Raw genomic sequence first — 22,205 nt, forward strand, 5'->3', positions numbered from 1 at the left:
TTTGTAATAGGCAATAGCTAATCACTAAATCCTAATTTCAATCACGCTTTTCCCGTTACCTTGTTTTTCCAGATGAATTTTAACAGGAATACGCTCCGCCATTTCTGCTACGTGCGAAATAACACCCACTTTTTTCCCCTGATGATACAGGCTTTCCAAAGCGTCTAAAGCAATGGCAAGCGTATCACTGTCTAATGTACCAAAACCTTCGTCAATAAACAACGATTCGACATTGAGCCGGGTAGAGGATAGCGACGATAGAGCCAACGCGAGTGCCAGTGAAACCAAAAACGATTCGCCACCCGAAAGCGAATTAACCGAACGGATTTCGCCTGCCATATCGTGGTCGGTAATAGATATGCTCAATGAATTTTCTATGCGATGAAGGGTATATCGCTGACTGATGTTATTCAGGTGCTGATTGGCATATTGCAACAACATATCGAGCGTATATTCCTGTGCAATTTTTCTGAATTTTTTCCCGTCCCGGCTGCCAATCAGGTCGTTGAGTTCGTTCCATTTTTGATAATCATGATAGGTTTCTTCCTGCTCTGCTATCAGTTTTTGTCTTTGCTGTTGATTTTCCTGATGCCGTTTGAGCTGATAATCAATCTCGTTGATTCTAATCTCGATTTCTTTATATTGTTTATCAAGATTCGTTTTTTCTTCCCGAAGCGTTTCCTCATTTTGTTCGGGTTTATCTGTTTTCAGATGTTTGTTGAGGTTATTTTGATGCTCGTCAAACAAAGTTTTGGTTCGGGTATAATTTTCTTCCAATTGCCTGAAAAAACTTTCCTCTTTTTGGATAAATTCGATGCTATATTGAGCCAGTTCAAATAGTTGTTGCGGATAAATTTGGTGTTCTTCCGGTTGGTTTTGAAGCCATATTTCGATATGCTTATGAATTTTTTGCAGATTTTCCTGTCTGTTTTTTCTCGTTTTTTGAGCTTCATCAAATTGCGTTTGCAACGTTGCCAGATTGACTTCCTGCCGGCTCAAATCGGTTTTGGATTCATCAAGTTGTTGTGTCAGTTTTTCTCCATTTTGACTGATGTATTTTTCGATTTCTCCCACCGATTTTCCGCTCAATAGCGAATTCCTCTCACTTTTAAGTTCTTCATTGTGGATTTTACCTTTTTCCAAACGTTCGGAAAGTGCGGTTAAATGATTGGTTTCAAACTGTGATTTTTGATTCAGCGTATCGAGTTTGACAGACAATTCTTCTTTTTTAGCGAGATATTCTGTTGATTTTACCGCTGATTTTTTCCAATTTTCAATCGCTTGCTGAAAATCCCGTTGAAATAAATAATCTTCCTGTTCTAATTTTGCATACCAATTTTCATCGACCAAAAGCTCTTGCAATTCTTGTTTTAACCGGGTTACATTTTCGGTAATTTCAATCATATTTTTGTTGATGATTGTGAGTTCCTGCTGCAATAAATTTTGTTGATTAACTAAGTTGTTTTGTTCCGTTTCAATGTTTTTTTCTTCGGCTGATTTTTCTTGAATTTGACTATTAATCGATTGAAATTCAGTATTTAATTCAGTGAAAGCTTCTTCCTTATGCTGAATTTCCTGCCAGACATTTTGCCAATGATTGAGCTGATTTTCAAACCATTGTTCCGCATTTTCATTATCTGTTATCAGGCTGAAACTTCGGCAATTTTTCCAACGGTTTTCGATGGTGGATAATTCTTGTGAAATGTTGTTGTATTGAATCGTGTCAAGCTGATTTTGCTGTTTCTGATAATCAATCGCAATCTGTAAACTGATAATATTTTCTTTTAGTTTTTCCCATTCGGCACATTTGGCAGAATAATCCGCTTCAATTTCGCTCGGAACAGCATTCAGCGTGTGCTCAACATAAGGGTGTTCGGTCGAGCCACAAACCATACAAGGTTCGTTTTCTTTGAGCATATTCCGTAATTCGCTGAGGTTTTTATCATAAATGTACCGGATTTTTTCCACCGTTTTTTTGAGCGTATTTACTTCGGTTTCGACGATGGTTTCTTGGGCTTTTTTTTCGGTTAATTCTTTGGTTTTATTTTGAAGTACGTTTTTGTTCTGCTCAATACGGGTAGCAATTTCCTGATAGCTTTTCAGCGTGTTGTAATAATTTTGAAAAATGGCTTTTTCTTCATTGATTTGCCGTTGTTTTTCACTGATTTTATTTCGTTCTTCCAACCATTTTTTACCGTCATATTGAGTTAATTGTTCTTTTACCGTCTGAAAGGATTTTTTTAATTCAACAAGTTCTTTTTCAATGCTTTCCCTGCGTTTTTTTGTTTGTGCTGATGTAGCTTCTGCCTGTTGAAGAAGTTGCTGGTTTTTGTATTGTTTTTTCTGTTGATTGTCAAGAGTTTGCTGTTCTTTTTTTAGGTCGTTAATTTTGGAATTAATCCAGCTTTGATGCTGTTCAAACTGAGCGAAAAGTTGGTTGTCTTTTTGCCATTTTTCAATAGAAGAAATATGTTCGTTAATTTCTTTCAACTCCTCGTTTTTCAGGTTGATTTTATGCTGAATTTGCGTAGTTTCCTCTTGTATTTTTCGATAATCTGCCAGAATTTCCTCATAGAGTTTCAAACCGTTTCGGATAGATGAATCCAGCTCTCTTGCTCGATTGATTTCCGGGTGTAATTTTTCTGACAGTGATTTATGTTGCGTTATTTCATCAGCATTTTTTTGGATATATTCTTTTTGCTGGCTAATAATTTCTTTTTGCCGGTCGATTTTTTCTGTAAGCTGATTAATGACTTCATTTAAATTTTCAATCTCTTTTTCTTCCCAACTTTTCTGAATAACTTCTTGCTTAACCGATTGAATATGTTGAAGTTGTGTTAATGTGTCTTTTCTTTTCCGTTGATTGTCAAATTCCTGAATTATATCATCAAAAGCCTTTTTTGCCGAAAGATGATTTTCGTGAAGTTGATGTAAATGATTAAACCAATCCAATTGTTTACTAAGGATTTCCTGCTGTTTTTTGCTGTTGTTTTTCTGCTCTGTCAGTTGTCGTTGCTGATTATTTAGTTCATCGAGTTCTTCTTCGGGTAAAAGCGGGTATTGACCAATTATTTTTTCAAATTCGCTGAGCTTGTTTTTCAACATACTTTGTTTTTCAAAAACTGCCATTGAAATATCGCGGTAAATTTCCGTTCCCGTCAGTTTTTCGAGAATGGTCGCCCGGCTGTCGTCGTCCGCTTTCAGAAAAGAGGTAAATTCGCCCTGAGCCAGAATAACACTTTTGGTAAATTGCTCAAAATTCAGCCCCACTAAACGTTCGATTTCTTCTTTGACGAGCGACTTTCTGTTTTCTGGGAAAGGCTCATTTTTACTGAGGTTGAACAACCGCATTTCAACACTTTGTAAACTCCCGGACGCTTTGTTGTAAGCACGTCTGACTGTCCATTCAGCTTCATAAAATTGATTGTCTATTCCGGTAAAAACTACTTTTACATAACCATTTACAGCTCCTTTCCGTAATAAATTTCGAGCATCTTTTACTAGTATATTTTCTACGGAAATGTTACTGAAAACGCCTGATAATCTTGGTGTTTTATCATACAAAGCCAGACAAATTGCGTCGAGAATAGTCGATTTTCCTGAACCTGTGGCTCCGGTAATGGCGAATATGCTAGCGGATTGCAACGGTTCTTCTTCAAAATTCAACAGATGAGGTCCTTCAATAGAGGCAATATTATGTATTTCTAACGAGATGATTTTCATGGCTTAACGTTGATTTTTTTGCTGGTCGATGTCGGCTAAAATGGTATTCAGCATGGTTTCGTAATAATCGGGCAGAGGCTGATTGTATTTGTTTTCAAAAGATTTTTTTAAAACTTCTTTCGGATTAATATTTTGTAAATCAATTATCTCTGGTTGTTTTTTTAGCGTCATTTTATCATTGGAAATGTGCATTCTGGCATCAATTTTTGCCAACCGTACGGCTTTGTTAGCAATTCCCTGCTGGATTTTAGGCTTAATGTCGGGATTGGGTTTGTTCATAGCAATCCTGATTTGCAGGTAAGGATAGTCTTTTGTGTCAAATAATTCTTTTTCAGGTAATTGACGAATTTCTTCCAACACACTTTCGAGGTCTTTGTATCCGTTTTTCGGAATGTTTATCAACGGTACATCGACAGGAATTAGCAGCGAATCAATGTTTTGCACTTTATTTTGATTGACTTCAAAAATAACCACCTGATGTGGATAATCAATTTCTGAAAAAGACAACGGAACCGGACTTCCGGAGTAACGAATATGCTGATTTCCGTCAACAGCCTGCGGTTTGTGGATATGACCCAATGCCCAATAATCGGCTTTTTCTGCCAATGTGTTGATAGACAAACCTTCAATTCCACCCATGATAGCACGCTCGGCGGTATCATTAACAGAAAAATCAGTCCCGGAAGCATGCAAATGTCCCATAACGATAATCGGTTTTCCATCAGCAATATCTTTGGCTTCGTCCAGAATTTCTTCATAGAATCGTGTGATGCCTTCGAGGTAATCGTACCCGCCTTTGTCACTTTTCGGATAATCGCCCAATCGCAGAAAAGGAACTGCTACACAACAGGCAACGGGTTCATTATTTTGCTGAACAGGATAAATGAGTTTTTCGTAATCAATCTGATGATCATCGGTTTTTTTTACCTGCCCGACAAGATGAATATTTGTTCCGGCAAGCAGTGGAGTCGGAGTTTCCAGGCGAATGGCAGAATCGTGATTTCCTGCGATGATAAAAGTTTGTAATTCCGGTTGTTGACTGCTGATGTGATTCAGAAAATCATAAAACAATCTGACGGTTGATGCAGCAGGATTTGCTGTATCAAAAATATCGCCGGCAACGAGCAAAACGTCTATTTTTTCTTTTTCGATGGTGTGTTTCAGCCAGTCGAGAAAAGCTTGGTGTTCAGCAGTACGGTCGTATTCGTAAAAAGTTTGTCCGAGATGCCAGTCAGCAGTATGCAAAAATTTCATAAGTATCAGCTTGTTTTTCAAAATTAAACAAAAGAAATGGAATTTGCCGAACAGAAATCAGCAAAAAATACCTGTTTTTTGATAGGTTGTTTACACTAAAAATTCAGTTTTTTTTTTTATTTTTGTTCGGAATTATTAGCTATGAAAAAATAATATACTCAGAATCAATATCATATATGCTTTTCCCAGTCTTGTTGATTTTTATTGCAGCCTTTACTTTGTTACTGACAAAGCGGTTCGCTCAGTCAAAATATTATCGGATAATTTCGCTGTTGCCTTTTGGATTATTTGCCTATTTTCTCAGTTTTTTGCCTGTCGTCAGTGACGGAAAAAAAGCAGTTTTTTTCAGCAATAGCTGGATTCCGCAATTGGGCATTTCTCTGGATTTTAAAATAGACGGCTTGGCTTTGTTATTCGCCTTGCTGATTACCGGAATCGGTACGTTGGTTTACCTTTATTCCTCGTCTTATTTGCGAGGACACCCATTGCTACACAGGTTTTACAGCTACCTGACCATGTTTATGGGAGCCATGCTTGGAGTGGTTTTGTCTGATAATATTATTACATTATTTATTTTTTGGGAATTGACCAGTATCAGTTCTTTCTTCCTGATAGGATTCAACAATGAAGATGAAGACTCCCGGAAAAGTGCCATGTGGGCGTTGTCGCTTACCGGGCTGGGCGGTTTTTTTCTGTTGGTTTCCTTTACGTTGATAGGAGCTGTGGCAGGAACTTATTCCATTACAGAATTACTCAATCATTCGACAGATTTAATTGATAGTCAATATTATTATGTCATTATTTTCCTGCTGTTTATCGGAGCATTTACCAAATCGGCACAATTTCCGTTTCATTTCTGGCTGCCCGGAGCGATGAAAGCTCCAACACCGGTTTCTGCCTATCTGCATTCGGCAACAATGGTTAAAGCGGGGATTTATCTTTTAGCCAGATTTTCGCCGGTGCTTAGTGACGGCTGGGTTTGGAATGGAACATTGATGATAGTGGGTGGAATGACGATGTCGGTAGCGGCATATGTCAGTTTGTTCAAGCGGGATATGAAAGGAATTTTAGCGTATTCGACTATATCAGCATTAGGTTTGTTGGTGTTTTTTATTGGTATTGGAACAGAAACCGCTTTGTTTGCTGCAGTAACGTTTATTCTGGTTCATGCCTTGTATAAAGCTACTTTTTTCCTTTCTGCCGGAATTGTTGACCATGCGGTACACACCAGAGATATCAGGCTGTTGTCCGGAATGGGCAAAGTGATGCCTTTCGTGGCTATTGCGGTATTTGTTGCTGCATTATCCAGTGCCGGAATACCGCTCACATTTGGTTTTATCAGTAAAGAATTGTTTTACGAATCGGTTTTCGAGAGTAGTTTGTTTTATGAATGGGGAATTTATGCACTTTTAGCATTATTATTGCTAACCAATGCTTTTATTGGAACGTCAGGATTTATGGTTGGTTTCAAACCGTTTTTAGGTTCGCTGAGCCATAAACAGGAAGATATTCACAAACCGGATTTTTATTTGTGGCTACCGCCTGTTTTGTTGAGTATATGCACTTTGCTATTCGGTGTTTTGCCGTCATTGGCGGATTACGGAATTATTGCATCGGCGACAAAAAGCATTTTCGGCGAAGCAGTAAGCCAGCATTTGGCAATATGGCATGGCTTTAGTCCGGTATTGCTATTGAGTTTGGTCACTATCTTTTTGGCTTTTCTCATTTATATTATTGTTTTCAGAAAAATATCGGGGGAAAAATCAGGTCAGGAAGTTAAATTGCATAGTCTGGAAAAATACAGCAGCAAGGCTGTAATGACAACAATTGCCGTTGGAATAAGAAAATTTGCATTCAGCTATACCCGGTTTTTTCATAACGGATATTTGCGGATATATTTGTCTATCATTATCGCTTTTACAACCTTAATTGTGGGTTATAAGCTATTTACCGATGTGGATTTGAAAGTGAATACAGAAGGATTATCTGCATTCAGAATATACGAATTTGCAGTTTTTATACTCATTCTGATAGCCATTTTCTTTATCATCATTACCCGCTCACGGCTGACAGCTATTCTCGGTACGGGCGTTATCGGCTATTGTATCTGTTTGATTTTTGTGTTCTACGGAGCACCGGATATTGCGATTACACAATTTGTGATAGACACACTAACCGTAGTGCTGTTTATTCTCGTATTGTCAAAATTACCTTCATTTTTAGGATATTCCAACCGGAAAGTAATTATAAGAGATGCTATTATTGCCGGATTTTTCGGTATATTAATGTCGATGCTTACTTTGCAGGCTTTGGTGTATCCTTCAGATAAATCAGTATCTAATTTCTATGCTGAAAATGCTTATGTTGTCGCCAAAGGAAAAAATGTAGTCAATATTATTCTGGTAGATTACAGAGGTTTCGATACCATGATTGAAACCATTGTGCTGGCAATTGCGGCAGTGGGCGTTTACAGTATTTTAAAATATAAAACTCAAGATGGCGAAAGATAAAGATGATTTAGAGAGAAAAACCGTGTTGAAATTACAGAACACTTTCTTGCGGACGGCTTCCAACTATCTGTTACCGTTGCTGTTACTGTTTTCTGTATTTGTGTTATTGCGAGGGCATTATCTGCCCGGCGGCGGATTTGTAGGTGGATTGATTGCGTCGATTGCATTTGTTTTACATTCATTTGCTTATAATACCCGGAAAACAAAATTATTATTCCGTCGAGACCCGTTTTTTCTGATTCCGTCCGGATTGATATTATCATTTGTTAGTGCGGTGCTTCCTACTTTGATAGGCAAAAACTTTTTGTCTGCCCTTTGGTTTGCCGAATCGTTGGAAATTATCGGCTCGGTAGGCTCGGCATTAATATTTGATTTAGGCGTTTATCTCGTTGTGGTTGGCGTTGTTTTGACAATATTATTTACAATCTCAGAAAACGTATAAAAAAATATGGAATTATTATTGGTTATTTTAGTAGGTGTGTTGTATGGAGCGGGAGTTTACCTGATGTTCAGACGAAGTATGGTCAGAATGTTGCTGGGTTTGCTGCTTATTGGAAACGGAGCGAATATCCTGATTTTCCTGATAGGCGGAATTACCAAAGGCAAAGCCCCGATTATCGCCGCAGACGAAAAATATTTTACAGATATTTATGCCGACCCTATTCCTCAATCGTTAATATTGACTGCAATCGTTATCAGCTTTGCATTAACCGCATTTGCGATTGTGTTGTTGCATAAAGTTTACAGCACCACAGGCTCAGATGATTTGGATTCGCTGAATATTCAAGATTTAGATATATGACAACAAACTTTATATTAGCACCGATATTGGTACATATGTTTACGGCAATTTTGCTGCTTTTCTTTTGGGGAAACCTAAGAGCTCAGAAGCTTATCAGTATTGTTGGAAACACCATTGCTTTTTTGCTTTGCATCAAATTGTTTGATTTAACACTCAAACACAAACATTTGCTGTTGCAGGCAGGTGGCTGGGACGCACCGTTCGGAATTAGTTTTATATCAGACACTTTCAGTGCAATTATGGTTTTGCTTACTGCCATTGTAGGTTGGGCAGTGGGTATATATTCCACTTCGGCGATTAATGTCAGCCGGATTAAGTATGGCTATTTCTTTACTTTCCATTTTCTCATTATGGGATTGTTGGGTGCGTTCCTCACCGGAGATATTTTTAATCTTTATGTCTGGTTTGAAGTCGTGATTATTTCTTCATTCATATTGCTAACGGTGGGCGGAAAAAAAATGCAAATGGAAGGAGCTATCAAATATGTTACGATGAATATGCTGGCATCAATCATATTTCTGACAGCTATTGCTATTCTGTACGGAATTACCGGAACGCTAAATATTGCTGATATCAGCATGAAAATAGCCCAGGTGGAAAATACTGGTTTAGTATCTATTACCGCCTTGTTGTTTTTTGTCGGATTTGGGATTAAATCAGCGGTTTTTCCATTATATTTCTGGTTACCGTCATCTTATCACACGCCACCTTCAGCAATAGCCGCTATTTTTGGTGGACTGTTAACGAAAATGGGAGTTTACGCCTTGTTCAGAGTTTTTACTGTAATTTTTGTTCCTGATGATTTTACCATTGCTTTGATGACAACATTGGCAGGACTCACGATGATAACCGGAGCTTTAGGAACGATTAACAAACGAAATATCAGACGGGTGTTGTCGTATCTTATCGTTTGCCATATTGGCTACCTGATAGCCGGTTTGGGATTATATACCGAAATCGCATTTACTGCGGCTATTTTTTACCTGATTCATGATGTGGTTGTGAAAAGTAATCTGTTTATGATTATCGGTGTAATCTACAAAGCCAGAGATACGGTGGATATGTACCGTTTGGGCGGAATGCTGAAAGATTATCCGATGTTTTCATTTGTTACGGCTATTGTTCTGTTTTCTTTGGTAGGCATACCGCCTTTGTCCGGATTCTGGTCAAAAATATATTTATTCCAGGAATCATTCGGTCAGGGAAATTATTTCTTGTTGGTAAGTTTAGTGTTTGCGAGTTTTGTAACGCTATTCGTCATTGCCAGAATGTGGTCTGAGGTATTCTGGAAAGATTCGCCGAAACCTTTGACAGAAGAAATAGACCGGTTCAGGAATTTTTCCAAAAGTGGTAAATTTGCTTTGATTTTTCCTATATTGTTCCTTGCGGGAGTCACTTTGTGCATCGGGCTGGGAGCTTCGGCAGTTTTTGAACTGGCAGGACAGGCGGCTCACGAACTCAAAAATCCGTCTATATACATTGACGCAGTATTAAATAAAAACTAATATGACACAGAATTTTTTACTCAATATCATGCTGACATTTGTCTGGGTAGCTCTTACCGGGGAGCTCAACTATGCAAATTTCTCATTTGGGTTTGTGTTAGGGTTTTACATTCTGTGGCTGGTTAACCGAAAATCTACCAGCGGAACAGAATATTTCTACAAAGTACCCAATATTATCATATTTATACTGTATTTTCTGTACGATATGCTCAAAGCAAACATAGAGGTTTCCATCGATGTAATGACTCCGAATTATAACATGAAACCCGGTATTATCAAATATGAAACAGATGCCAAAACCGATTTTGAAATCACGATGCTTTGTAATATGATTTCACTGACGCCCGGAACACTGGTAATTCATATTTCAGATGACAAAAAATTCATATATATTCACGTGATGTATATCAGAGATAAGCAAAAATTTATAGACAATTTCAAACGAAGAACCGAAAACAAACTGTTGGAAATATTAAGATAAGTCATGAGTGTACACGATTATTTATTATATGTCATTATGCCGATTTTGTGTCTGGCACAACTGTTCATACTATTGCGGTTTCTGAAAGGTCCGCAAGTTGTTGACCGTATTGTTGCACTAGATTTGCTCATTACGGTAGGGGTTGCATTCATACTGATATTTAGCATTATTGTCGATAATTCCATATTTCTGGACGTAGCGATGATATTGGCACTCATTGCTTTTCTGAGTACCGTAGCTCTTTCGTTTTACATTCAAAACTCCAAGAAAGATGACTGATATATTGATAATGATTTTTAGCACATTAGGTGCTTTGTTCGCTTTGATTGCCTCAATCGGAATATTCAAAATGCCCGATTTCTATGCCCGTTTGTCAGTAACGGTAAAGGCGGTAACAGTTGGTATAGGATTTATTCTTATTGCAGTAAGTATGTATTTTGTAGATTTTGCCGTAACAACAAAATCAATAGCGATTGTATTTTTCCTGATTATGACCTCACCCATAGCCGGTTTTTTGGTCGGACGAGTAGCTTACCTGACAGGAGCGAAAATGTGGAAGTTTACCATGTTTGATGATTTGAAAACTGACATTGATGCGAAAAAGAAAGAAATAGAAGAGCAAGAAAAAGCCAGCCAATCCGAACAAGTGGAAAAAAAAGATAATACAGAACAATCTGATAACTTGTGAATTATAAGTGAACTTTATTTTAACTTCAAATGAAAAATAATTTAAGCAATTATATATCGAATAATAATTTTTTATATATTTGCCTCGAAATTAATAACCAATTTATTTAATTAAAAAGATGAAAAAAATTGTTTTAAGCTTAGCTGTAGTACTTGCATCTGTAGTATTCGTTTCTTGTACAGAGACTAAAAAAGAAGCTGAAGAAGCTGCTAATGAAGCACAAGAAAACGTAGAAAATGCTGCTAACGAAGCAGGAGAAGCTATTAATGAAGCTGCTAATCAAACAGAAGAAGCTATCAATGAAGCTGCTAACGAAGTAGAAAAAACTGCTGAGGAAGCTGTTAATGAAGTAGAGAAAACTGCTGAAGAAGGAGCTAAAAAAGTAGAAGAAGCAACAAAATAATTTTTGTTTTTGATTCTTCAACAAATAATCCCGGGAAATTCCCGGGATTTTTATTTTTGGACGTTACGGGTAAATGATTATATTTGTGCCAACCAAAAAACACAAATAAACCAATGAAACCAACAACAATCTTTACCATGTTTATGGTGGGGTGCGTCTATGCGCAATCCCCAAACGACAGCATTCAGCAATTAGACGAAATCATTATTCAGAGCAACCGGCTCCAGATACCAGTTTCGCAGCAAAACAGGAATGTGCAAATCATCACTTCGGAAGACATTGAAAAACTTCCGGTACAAACCCTCAGCGAAATTCTCTACTATGCCGACGGTGTAGATATCCGGCAACGCGGAGGATTCGGAACACAAGCCGACATCAGCATTGACGGAGGAAGCTTTGAGCAAACATTGGTCTTACTCAACGGAGTGAAAATCATCGACCACCAAACAGCACATAATTCTTTGAACTTGCCCGTGCCGGTCGAAGCGATTGAACGTATTGAAATACTACGTGGACCGGCAGCTCGGATTTATGGCGTAAATGCTCTGACAGGTGCAGTCAATATCGTGACCAAAAAAGCAGACAGCAATCAGGTTTTTGCCCATGTTTTTGGCGGAAGTAATTTCAAAAAAGATGAAGAAACCGATTCCGGAATGTATAATAACAGAGGTGTACAGTTTGGTCTGACTTTGTCTAAAAATAAATTTAATCAGCAATTATACGGCTCGCACGAATCGGGGAGTGGCTATCAGTACAATACGGCTTTTCACAACAACAGGTTGTTGTATTTGGGCGATTATACCATTAATGAAAATAACCAAATCGAGGCACAAGTGGGGTGGGTACGCAGCTCGTTCGGTGCCAACGGGTTTTATGCTGCACCGGGCGACAGAGAAGCCAAAGAAATTGTATCAACAACAATGGCTGCAATCAAATCGACTCATCAACTGAGTGACAGATTGAGATTGGTTCCGCAAATCGGCTACCGTTATAACTATGACGATTATCGTTACATTCGACAGAATATTTCTACGGCAAGGAGCCAGCATTACACCAATGCAGTCAACGCAGAGGTTAATGCGAATTATGCGATGAATGAAGGCGAAATCGGCGTGGGAACAGAAATGCGTTACGAGCAGATTAATTCAAATAATTTGGGCAAGCATGAACGAAATAATTATGGTTTATATGCAGAATATAAAAATTACAGCATTCAAAATCTGATATTTACAGTAGGAACTTATGTGAATTACAATACGGTTTTCGGCTGGCAGATTTTTCCGGGCATAGATGCCAGTTTGTCGGTTACAGAGAAGGACAAAATCACGTTTAGTGCAGGCTCAGGACAACGTATTCCGTCGTTTAACGATTTGTATCTCAACCAAATCGGAAATATTGGAAATGAGTTTGTTGAATCAGAAAGAGCTTATCAGGTTGAAGGGGGCTATCAGCACATAGATGACAGCTGGACGTTGAAAGCTAATGTTTTCCATCGTAATATTTATGATTTTATTGATTGGACAAGAGTCGATGAAACCGAACCTTTTCAGTCTAATAATGTCGGAAAACTGCAAACTTTCGGAGGAAACCTGGCTTTTGGGTATGATTGGAAAAACTGGAATTTTAAATTGACTTATACTTATCTGAATGCCGAGATGAACCTGGACGAAGATATTTTATCTAAATACAGAGTGAGAAGTTTCAGGCATCAGATTATTAATACGATTAATTATACACACAAAAGCTGGTCGGTTTCGCTGGCAAACAGATTTAATGAGCGGGTAGGTTATCAAGATTATTTTCTGACAGATTTCAGATTGAGTTATCAGTATAAAAACTTGGTGTATTATGCTGATATGCAGAATATTTTCGACACGCAATATAACGAAGCCGGTGCATTGCCTATGCCAGGCAGATGGGTAACCATCGGAATAAAAGCCAATTTAAATTGGTAGGAAAAACATTTTTAGCTGTTGTAAAATTTTTACAGCAGTTTTTTTATAGTTTAATCAATTAAAATAACAAAGAAGAGTTGAAAATGTAAAGTGAACTTTTTATGGAAAAACAATATATTCTTCCATTGCTCATTTCGATAATTATGATTTTTTACTCCTATTCAGTCAGGAATATAAAAAAAGGAGTTAGGCTAATCCTAACCCCTTCTTTTTTGTTTTTAAAGATAAATTAGTTATCCTTTTTAAGCAAATCTCTGATTTCTGATAGTAATTCCTCTTGGGTTGGTCCAGCTGGTGCAGCCGGAGCTTCTTCTTCTTTTTTCTTTCTCAGATTATTCATTCCTTTAACCATCAGAAATACAACTAATGCTAATAAGATAAAATTAATTAAAATGGTAATAAAATTACCATAAGATAATACCACAGCTCCTTCAACAGCCTTAGCGTCTTCAAGGGTCATTCCTGCTTCGATATTACCTTTTAGTACATAGTACATATTGGTAAAGTCTGGTGTACCAATAATGGCCGAAACAACAGGCATGATTAAATCATTAACTGCACTGTCAATGATTTTCCCGAATGCTCCACCGATAATTACACCGACAGCCAAATCCATAACGTTTCCTTTTACGGCAAACTCCTTAAATTCTTTAATAAATCCCATATTTTTTATTTGTTGGTTATTACAAAAATATAAATAATTCTTAAGTTATGATAAAAACTCTTGTGTTTTTGCTAAGGCCTTCCAGGTTTTAAAAGCCTAGAAAGTCTGAAAATCAATAAATTATTTTCCATTCTTAATTTTTGTTGAGTAGTAAAACCTGAATTCGATTATTATTAATTATAACGTCCTGAAAAAACTGATACTGGATTAGGCAAATAAAAAACTTTAACTAAACAGTACAGATATTCTTATTTGTACTGTTTTTCTTTTTGTAAGATTTTGGTGTTAATTCTTGCTGTTGGTGCATTTGAGTTAAATAATGGTTTGAAAGTAATAATTACTTAACTATCAATTTGTGTTTTGATGAATTTTTGTTGTTGTTTGTAATTGATAAAAAGTAAGTTCCACTTTGTATATTTGATAGGTTTAATGTTTTTTCTGAACCAAAATTCACTTTTTCTTCTAAAACTCTTTGTCCAAGAACATTATATAGTTCAATTGTACTGTTTTGATGGAAATTGCCTATAATTGTTACTTTGTCTTTTGCAGGATTAGGGAAAATTGAAAAGCTATTTTCATTAAAATCATCAACAGAAAGATCGTTTTCTGGGGCAAATTTTGCGACAAAGCCGTTTCCAAAATTAATATTTGGATATGAAGGGTGAAAACTTATATTTTCTTGGTAACTATCTGCGGTAGAAATGTTAGTTTGGCTATAAGTATTGCCTACAATATAAAAAGTATCATCGCTTACAGGAACAATACTTCCGTAAAATTCTTGATTATCACCGCCCAAAAAGCTGCCCCATATAAAATCACCGTTTAATGAAAATTTCATCATTAAAAGATCATTATCACCTGCATAATTATTTTGGTATGGGAATGGAGAATTAATATCAAAGTTACTTGTTGTTAAGCCTATCATATATAAAGCATTGTCTTTAATTATTATGTTTTGATGTTCGAAAATTAATTCTACATCTGTTCCACCAATGTAAGTTCCCCAAATGGGATTTATATTTTGGTCAAATTTTCCTAAATATAAATCTAACATACCTCCAAAATTTGGCTGATATGCATTAGGGCTTATTAGCCCATTTAATGTTATTTCAGAACCAGCTCCATAAAAATAATAGTTTTCGCCATCATTAATTATTCGAAAAATGCCAGAATCTAAATAGGTGCTGTATGTGCGTTCGCCTGTTGTAGCATTAAATTTTGTAATAATTTGTGAAGATGGATTTTGCGAGTAAGCATTGGGTGTGTAAAAATCGGCATCGTATTGTGTTAGTATTAAACTACTTCTGTTAAATGATGTTATTAGTTCACCATTCATATAATCAACAGCTATACCTCTAGTTAGTCCATAGTATGTTGCCCATTGCAGTTGGCCTTGGTTGTTTAGTTTAAACAAATAACCATTTTCAAAATATTCATTATTGTCTGTTATTTCATATATAAAATTTTCTTGAAATGCGTTTGTGGTAGTAATACCATTCATTGTTTCTGTGGTGGTAATACCATAAATATTATCATTTTCGTCTAAGCAAAATTCACTAATGGAAAAGGAAGGAACATAAGTTAACCAGTTGATAGAAAAATCATCGTTTAGTTTTGCCATTATTCCATAGTTATTTACGGTTTCGGGGAAAGGTGTTTCGTTCCAAGCATTAGGTGTAGCAAGATTGTTTGTGTGCGTACTTCCTCCAATATAAATATTGTCATTACTATCTATTTTGGCTACCATAGTGTAAAAAGGTAAGTAAACAGATTTTATTAAATTGCCACTGGGCGAAAATTTTGCAATTATTGTTTGGTTCGCGTAAGAGGGTGTTACCAAAGAAGTGTTGTACATAAATTCAGGAAGTGTTGAAGTGCAAAATGAATTGTAATAATCTTCGTCGGAAAGTACCTGATTTATTCCGCCTGTAATTTCGCCAACTGCTATAATATCCCCATTACTGTCCACAAAACTATTGGTAAAACGCGTGCCTTGCCCGCCAAAATACGTTGCCCAGTTTTTTGTGTATTCATTAAACGGTTGAGCAATGCTACTTATCCATACGAAGACTAAAATTAATGAGGCTAACTTTTTCATAATCGTTATTTTTTAGAGGTTTGTGAAATGTATATTTCAAACGCTTTGTTTAAAATAATGTTAATATCGCTATTGGCTTCATTTTGTAAGCAGCACAGTACTAAAGTTAAGTTGTTATAAAGTAATAATTACTTAACTATCAATTTGTGTTTTGATGAATTTTTGTTGTTGTTTGTAATTGATAAAAAGTAAGTTCCACTTTGTATATTTGATAGGTTTAATGTTTTTTCTGAACCAAAATTCACTTTTTCTTCTAAAACTCTTTGTCCAAGAACATTATATAGTTCAATTGTACTGTTTTGATGGAAATTGCCTATAATTGTTACTTTGTCTTTTGCAGGATTAGGGAAAATTGAAAAGCTATTTTCATTAAAATCATCAACAGAAAGATCATCTTCTGGTGCAAATTTTGCGACAAAGCCGTTTCCAAAATTAATATTTGGATATGAAGGGTGAAAACTTATATTTTGTTGGTAACTATCTGCGGTAGCAATGCTAGTTTGGCTAAGAGTATTGCCTACAATATAAAAAGTATCATCGCTTACAGGAACGATACTTCCGTAAAATTCTTGATTATCACCGCCAAAAAAGCTGCCCCAAATAAGTTCTGCACGAGCATCATCAGTAGAAAATTTCATCATTAGTTGGTCACCGTAGCCATTATTATTGTTTTGATAAGTATTAGGGCTAAGATTAAATTCGTTACTATATGTTATTCCAGAAAAATATAGGGCATTATTTTTAAAAGAAAAATTTTCTTGAAAATTAGTTTGTTCATAATCAGAGCCTCCAATATAAGTTCCCCAAATGGGGTTAACGTTAGTGTCAAATTTACCTAAATACAGATCAAAAGAACCACCAATATTGGGTTGGTACCCATCAGGACTAATTAAATCGCTATCTAATTCATCTATTGCAATTCCTAAAAAGTAAAAATTTTCAGTATCACAAGTAATATGCGTTACAGCTAATCCATCATTACCTAAATAAGTGCCGTAAGTGCGTTCTCCTGTGGTTGCATTGAATTTTGTAATTATTTGTCTTGAAACATCTTGTTGATAAGCGTTAGGTGTATAATAATAGCTGTTGTATTGTGATAAAGAATCATCATTATCACCCCAAGTAAATGAAGTAATAATTTCGTCATTAAGATAAGCAATCGCAAAACTATGTGTGCCTACTCCAAAATAAGTCGCCCATTGCAGTTGTCCGTCATTATTTAATTTGAATATATATCCATTATTATAGAGGTGATTATTGCTATTATATTCCGTAATAAAATTAGGTTGAAAAACATTTGCGGTAGTTATTGAATCACTTATGTCTGTCTGTCCTACACCGTAAATATTTAATTCACTGTCAAAACAAATATCATTGCAACCACTACCTGGGAAATAGGTACACCAATTAGTTGAAAAATCAGGATTGAGTTTTGTTATTATCGTATTGGCTGGATTTACAGCCGTAGTTTGCCAGGCGCCTGCTGTTGCTAAATTATCCAATTCGGTTTGGGCAATTATGTATATATTGTCGTAATTATCAATTCTCATTTTATATGTTTGAAAAGGTAAATAACCCGACTCTAACAATTCGCCGTTTGGTGAAAATTTTACAATTAAACTTTGCAAAATATGAGTAGAAATGGTTGGCGGAATAGTATTGTTATATAGCATATTGGGGTTTGTAGCAAATTGATTCCAATAATTTTCGTCTTGTATAATTTGGTTTATTGAATGTGCATCATCCGCAATAGCAATGATGTTTCCTTCTGAATCTACAACACTTGAAATAAACCGAATGCCTTGCCCGCCAAAATATGTTGCCCAGTTTTTTGCGTATTCATTAAACGGTTGAGCAATGACGCTATTGGCTAATAATAGTATGATGATAGTAATATAAATTTTCATAACTTGAAAAAGATGGAATGGTAGCATTGTTCTTAAAATGAGAACAATGCTACCATTGGTTAGTAATTATGCTGCAACAAAATAGCGAGATGTACCTATTGTAAAATAAGTAATTGCAATGGTATTGGTTTGATACCAACTATCGGGCAAACCATCACAACTTGCAAAATCAGAGAAACTTAACGGTTCTCCCTCGGTAATTGTTCCAGAACTGTTTTCAACTTTACTGATAATGTAAGCCCATTCCATGCCTACACCATTCATTACATTGTCCCCTATACTGGGATTTTGAAGTGCTGAAGGTGGTCCACCCGCACTCGTCTGAATTATACATTGTAAACCTGGATAATACGAAGATAGGTCTGTATAGTTGTCAAACGAGATTGAATTACCAGCGGCAAGGTCGCAATATCCCGACATTACCGACGAAGGGTAATAATCTCTAACCTGAGGATAACAATCTCCAGTTTTCTTTGCTATAAGATTAAAGTAGAGTGTGAAATTTGTCGTGCTGTTTATTACATTCATTGTACTTGGTGCAGCAAAAACGCTTGGCACAAATACGAAAGCTAAAATTAATGAGGCTAACTTTTTCATAATTGTTATTTTTTAGAGGTTTGTGAAATGTAAATTTCAAACGCTTTGTTTAAAATAATGTTAATGTCGCCATTGGCTTCATTTTGTAAGGCTCGTTCATCAATACCTGTTGAATAAATGAGTTCTTTGGCAGGTTCGAGTAAAATTTGCTTACGCTCGGGCGAAAGTTCACTGCCGTACTTTTCGGTGTACTCCTTTGTAGGGTGATACTTTGGCTGGTTCATTTCGTTAATGGCTTTCCTGAAATTTTCAACTTCTGATGATTTTTTTTCAATCGAATTACTTTGAATTGCATTGCTTTCGACTAAATCATCGGTTTCTTTTTGGCATGATGTTATGCTTAACATCAGTATACCAACTAATAAAAAAATGTTTTTCATTGCATCTGTTTTTATGTTTATTTGTGCAATATATAGTAAAAAAATGAAATAAAGGGTTTGTGAAATCGACAAAAAACTTTGTAAAATTGATGATAAAAACAATTAATCTTTGTTTTTCAATGGAAAAGTATTATATTTATGAACTCGTAAATTCATTGGCTATGAATAAGTTTGTAAATTGTAAGAGTATTTATAATAACGATGAAATCTATTTTGAACGTGCGTTGATAAATGTTGTATCTATTAAAAACTTAATTACTCCACTGGACAAAACTAATATTGATATATATACTCACCAAAATTTGTTTCAATTGGTTTTTGTGCAAAAAGGAGAAGGAAAATTACTTCTACAAGATAAAAGTATTGAAATTAAACCCAATGTTTTTTTTACTTTACCGAGTAATTTATCTTACAGTTTCATTGTAAGCTCTCAAACTAAGGGTTGGCTTTTATCTTTTAATGAATTGGCATTAGAAGAGTTAATTAAAAAAGAGAAAAACCTTGTGTTTGTCCTTGATGAATTCCAAACACATAACTTAATCGAAAATAAACCTGAAATAAACCATATAAATTTTATTGTTTCTGAAATTGTTGAAAATTTCTTTAAACGAAAAGATAACAAAGGCTTAGCTTTAAAAGCTTACACAGAAATGTTGATGGTGTTTTTGTATGATTTAATGAAAAAAGATATAAAGATAAAATCCGCAAAGGAAATTAAAATTTATAGAAGATTTAAGATACTTATTAATGACTTGAACAAGTTGTCTGTTAACTCGGTTCGTTCGTTCTCTCAAAAATTAAACGTTACCGAGAGTCAATTAAGGAGAGTTTGTAAGAAAAACACAGGTAAAACGCCTAAGCAATTAATTATAGAAAAAAGAATAGAAACTATAAAAAATGCATTACATAATATAGATTGGTCAATAAAGCAAATATCGATCAATTTAGGTTACGAAAATTATAATTGGTTTTTGACATTTTTCAAAAAATATACAGGCATAACGCCGAAAGAATATAGGCAAAAGTATCTTGTTTAGTTTGCCGAGATGTTCTGTTATTAGTTATATAAAGTAAAGTTTATAGGTTTGCCTTTTTTGAAGATACTGGATGATTTCCTTCATTAAAATCAATATAAACCTGAATTCGATTATTATTAATCTAAAATCAAAACCATAGCCCCTTGTTAATCGAATTCAGGTTAAAAATAATTCTTAAACAGATTGTAATATGTCTATCAGAAAATCGATATCTTTTTGTGTGTTGTCATGTCCGAAAGATAATCTGAGGTTAGGACTTTTCAATTCTTCTTCAGTCAGAAATGACGCCAGCACGTGCGAAGGTTTTTGACTGCCCGATTGGCAGGCACTTCCTCTCGATACGGCAATTCCTTTGATGTCTAACTGGAATAAAAGCATGGCCGCTTTTTCCGGCGAAATTGGCAGTGATACATTCACTACATTATAAAAAGTGTTGTCGCCACCATTAAAACGCACTTTTGGAAAATGTTCCGACAGTTTTGCTTTGCAATAATCTTTCAGTCCGCTGATATGTCTTCGATGTTCGTCCAAATCCTGATAAGCCAGTTCCAGTGCTTTCGCCATGCCTACTACCTGATGCGGTGCTTCGGTTCCGGCACGCAGACCTTTTTCTTGTTCACCACCAACGATTAGAGCTTTGAAGTTACTTTTGTTACGGATATAAACAAATCCGGCTCCTTTCGGTCCGTGGAATTTATGGGCACTTGCCACGATAAAATCTACTGGTGTATTTGCCATATCAAATTCTGTTTTTCCGACAGATTGAACGGTATCAGAATGGAACAAGGCATTGTTTTGTTTGCATAAATTTCCTACCCGGTTCAAATCCAGAATTGTCCCGATTTCGTTATTGACATGCATCAGGCTGACCAATGTTGGTTTGTCGTCCTGTAATAAATCTTCTAATTGCTGATAATCAATCTGACCGCTGGGTAAAATACGAAGATATACGATTTCCGTTCCATATTCTTTTTTGATTTGCTGTATGGAATATAAGGTACAATGATGTTCCATTGTGGTGGAAATAATCCGCTTGATTCCCAAATCCCTTACGCAAGAACGGATTATCCAGTTGTTACCTTCCGTTCCGCACGAAGTGAAAATAATATCCGAAGCCTGAGCATTAATTTGTTTAGCGATAGATTTTCGGGCAGCTTCGATAAGTGATTTGGCGTGCCTGCCGACAGCATAGGTTGATGACGGGTTTCCGAAATCGTTGGTTAATACTTTAACCATTTCTTCGACAACCTCTGGTCGGACGGAGGTTGTGGCAGCGTTATCGAGATATATCTGACTCATAAATTTTGTTTTACAGATTTGAAATTTTCCTGATCGAAGTATAATTAAATAATACTACGGCAAGCAAAATTAATAAATAAGAAAGAATTTGTAAAGGATTTACCGTTTCTTTGAAATAAGTAATTGCTAAAATAAAAGTAATTATCGGGCTGATATATAGTAAAATCCCGACTGTAGATGCCGGAATGCCTTGCAAAGCATAGAGATTCAGGTACAGAGTTAGTAAGGTAAAAACAATTCCTAAAATCATTGTCCAGCCATAAAATGAAATTTCCGAAGGTAGCTGAAAATCAACTAAAAAGAAATATGGCATAATCAAAATCAGCATTAAAACCATTTGTATAACCACGATAAAATCTTTTGGCAGATAATTGTTTCGTTTTTGTGTAATCATATATATTGAATAGCATAAAGCTGTCAGTAAGGCAAAAAGAATATCTCCGTGCTGTGCCATGTAATAACTAACACAAGCTATAAAGCTAATGAAAATAGCTGCTTTTTTTATACCCGAAATGCGTTCTTTCAATAAAATATATGCCAGAAAAGCAGTAATAATCGGTGCCATAAACAGGGCGAACGAAGCGGTTTGTACATTGATGTTATTTACTACATAAATGAACAGCAACCAGTTAAACATCAGGAAAATCGTTCCGGAAATAGTGTAAAGCCAAAATTTTTGCTTGTCTTTCTTAATCAGCTCTGCATACTTTTTCCGGGTGCTGAGCAATGATTTCCGACGGAAAATAACAAATGCTACCAAACCGACTAATCCGGCAAAAAATATTCGGTAAAACAATATGCTGAATGATGAATAAGCAATCAACGGTTTGATTGCTAAAGACATAAATCCCCATATCGCAAAAGACATCAATCCGGCTATGTAGTAATTTTTTTGGGACATA

19 protein-coding genes are annotated in these 22,205 nt (G+C 35.8%); 10 read left to right on the top strand and 9 right to left on the bottom strand.

The annotated features are described in order from the left end of the window. Positions 1–24: 24 nt before the first annotated feature. Together CDL10_RS06160 and CDL10_RS06165 are read right to left on the bottom strand one after the other, a co-directional pair. Entirely contained in the window at positions 25–3,723 is a 3,699-nt protein-coding gene (locus CDL10_RS06160) for an AAA family ATPase (RefSeq protein WP_100677714.1), read from the bottom strand. Between the two features lie 3 nt (positions 3,724–3,726). Beyond that, a complete protein-coding gene (locus CDL10_RS06165; protein ID WP_100677715.1) occupies positions 3,727–4,977 on the bottom strand; it encodes an exonuclease SbcCD subunit D in 1,251 nt (416 codons plus the stop codon). A gap of 176 nt (positions 4,978–5,153) precedes the next feature. On the opposite strand from CDL10_RS06165, the gene mbhE reads away from it, so the two are divergent. From mbhE to CDL10_RS06210, 9 genes are all read left to right on the top strand, one after another. Beyond that, positions 5,154–7,487 carry a hydrogen gas-evolving membrane-bound hydrogenase subunit E gene (gene mbhE, locus CDL10_RS06170; RefSeq protein ID WP_100678668.1) on the top strand — a complete coding sequence of 778 codons (2,334 nt, stop codon included), beginning with the start codon at positions 5,154–5,156 and terminating at the stop codon, positions 7,485–7,487. After that, positions 7,474–7,929, top strand: coding sequence for a Na+/H+ antiporter subunit B (locus CDL10_RS06175; RefSeq protein ID WP_100677716.1), 456 nt, complete (start codon positions 7,474–7,476; stop codon positions 7,927–7,929). The genes mbhE and CDL10_RS06175 overlap by 14 nt, the downstream gene beginning before the upstream one ends. 6 nt (positions 7,930–7,935) lie before the next feature. Next, positions 7,936–8,289 (top strand): Na+/H+ antiporter subunit C, encoded by a 354-nt coding sequence (locus tag CDL10_RS06180; RefSeq protein ID WP_100677717.1) that lies wholly within the window; start codon positions 7,936–7,938, stop codon positions 8,287–8,289. Further along, on the top strand, positions 8,286–9,794 hold the full coding sequence (locus CDL10_RS06185) for a proton-conducting transporter transmembrane domain-containing protein (RefSeq protein ID WP_100677718.1): 1,509 nt from the start codon (positions 8,286–8,288) through the stop codon (positions 9,792–9,794). The genes CDL10_RS06180 and CDL10_RS06185 overlap by 4 nt, the downstream gene beginning before the upstream one ends. A 1-nt stretch (position 9,795) precedes the next feature. Next, entirely contained in the window at positions 9,796–10,275 is a 480-nt protein-coding gene (locus tag CDL10_RS06190; RefSeq protein WP_100677719.1) for a Na+/H+ antiporter subunit E, read from the top strand. A gap of 3 nt (positions 10,276–10,278) precedes the next feature. Continuing rightward, the gene (locus CDL10_RS06195; protein ID WP_100677720.1) at positions 10,279–10,554 is read left to right on the top strand and encodes a monovalent cation/H+ antiporter complex subunit F; all 276 of its coding nucleotides are present in this window, start codon (positions 10,279–10,281) and stop codon (positions 10,552–10,554) included. Beyond that, entirely contained in the window at positions 10,547–10,963 is a 417-nt protein-coding gene (gene mnhG, locus CDL10_RS06200; protein WP_100677721.1) for a monovalent cation/H(+) antiporter subunit G, read from the top strand. Before CDL10_RS06195 ends, mnhG begins: the two co-directional genes overlap by 8 nt. A 118-nt stretch (positions 10,964–11,081) precedes the next feature. Beyond that, positions 11,082–11,366 (top strand): hypothetical protein, encoded by a 285-nt coding sequence (locus CDL10_RS06205; protein ID WP_100677722.1) that lies wholly within the window; start codon positions 11,082–11,084, stop codon positions 11,364–11,366. Positions 11,367–11,479: 113 nt separating this feature from the next. Next, positions 11,480–13,321 carry a TonB-dependent receptor plug domain-containing protein gene (locus CDL10_RS06210; RefSeq protein ID WP_100677723.1) on the top strand — a complete coding sequence of 614 codons (1,842 nt, stop codon included), beginning with the start codon at positions 11,480–11,482 and terminating at the stop codon, positions 13,319–13,321. Positions 13,322–13,550: 229 nt separating this feature from the next. On the opposite strand, the gene mscL is transcribed toward CDL10_RS06210, so the two are convergent. From mscL to CDL10_RS06235, 5 genes are all read right to left on the bottom strand, one after another. Then, complete coding sequence (gene mscL / locus CDL10_RS06215; RefSeq protein ID WP_100677724.1) at positions 13,551–13,985, bottom strand: large conductance mechanosensitive channel protein MscL; 435 nt, start codon at positions 13,983–13,985, stop codon at positions 13,551–13,553. Positions 13,986–14,322: 337 nt separating this feature from the next. Further along, entirely contained in the window at positions 14,323–16,083 is a 1,761-nt protein-coding gene (locus tag CDL10_RS06220) for a T9SS type A sorting domain-containing protein (RefSeq protein WP_100677725.1), read from the bottom strand. Positions 16,084–16,211: 128 nt separating this feature from the next. Further along, positions 16,212–17,990 (bottom strand): T9SS type A sorting domain-containing protein, encoded by a 1,779-nt coding sequence (locus CDL10_RS06225; protein ID WP_165772989.1) that lies wholly within the window; start codon positions 17,988–17,990, stop codon positions 16,212–16,214. A 66-nt stretch (positions 17,991–18,056) separates the two neighbouring features. Continuing rightward, complete coding sequence (locus CDL10_RS06230; protein WP_133119461.1) at positions 18,057–18,587, bottom strand: hypothetical protein; 531 nt, start codon at positions 18,585–18,587, stop codon at positions 18,057–18,059. A gap of 5 nt (positions 18,588–18,592) precedes the next feature. Next, the gene (locus CDL10_RS06235; RefSeq protein WP_133119462.1) at positions 18,593–18,967 is read right to left on the bottom strand and encodes a hypothetical protein; all 375 of its coding nucleotides are present in this window, start codon (positions 18,965–18,967) and stop codon (positions 18,593–18,595) included. A 161-nt stretch (positions 18,968–19,128) separates the two neighbouring features. On the opposite strand from CDL10_RS06235, the gene CDL10_RS06240 reads away from it, so the two are divergent. Beyond that, complete coding sequence (locus CDL10_RS06240) at positions 19,129–20,004, top strand: AraC family transcriptional regulator (protein WP_165772990.1); 876 nt, start codon at positions 19,129–19,131, stop codon at positions 20,002–20,004. Positions 20,005–20,178: 174 nt separating this feature from the next. Here CDL10_RS06240 and CDL10_RS06245 read toward each other — a convergent pair whose 3' ends face one another. Then, complete coding sequence (locus tag CDL10_RS06245) at positions 20,179–21,303, bottom strand: cysteine desulfurase family protein (RefSeq protein WP_100677730.1); 1,125 nt, start codon at positions 21,301–21,303, stop codon at positions 20,179–20,181. Positions 21,304–21,313: 10 nt separating this feature from the next. After that, positions 21,314–22,204 (bottom strand): EamA family transporter, encoded by an 891-nt coding sequence (locus tag CDL10_RS06250; protein WP_100677731.1) that lies wholly within the window; start codon positions 22,202–22,204, stop codon positions 21,314–21,316. Position 22,205: the final 1 nt, after the last annotated feature.

Source organism: Avrilella dinanensis (assembly GCF_002807015.1).
Lineage (GTDB): Bacteria > Bacteroidota > Bacteroidia > Flavobacteriales > Flavobacteriaceae > Flavobacterium > Flavobacterium dinanensis.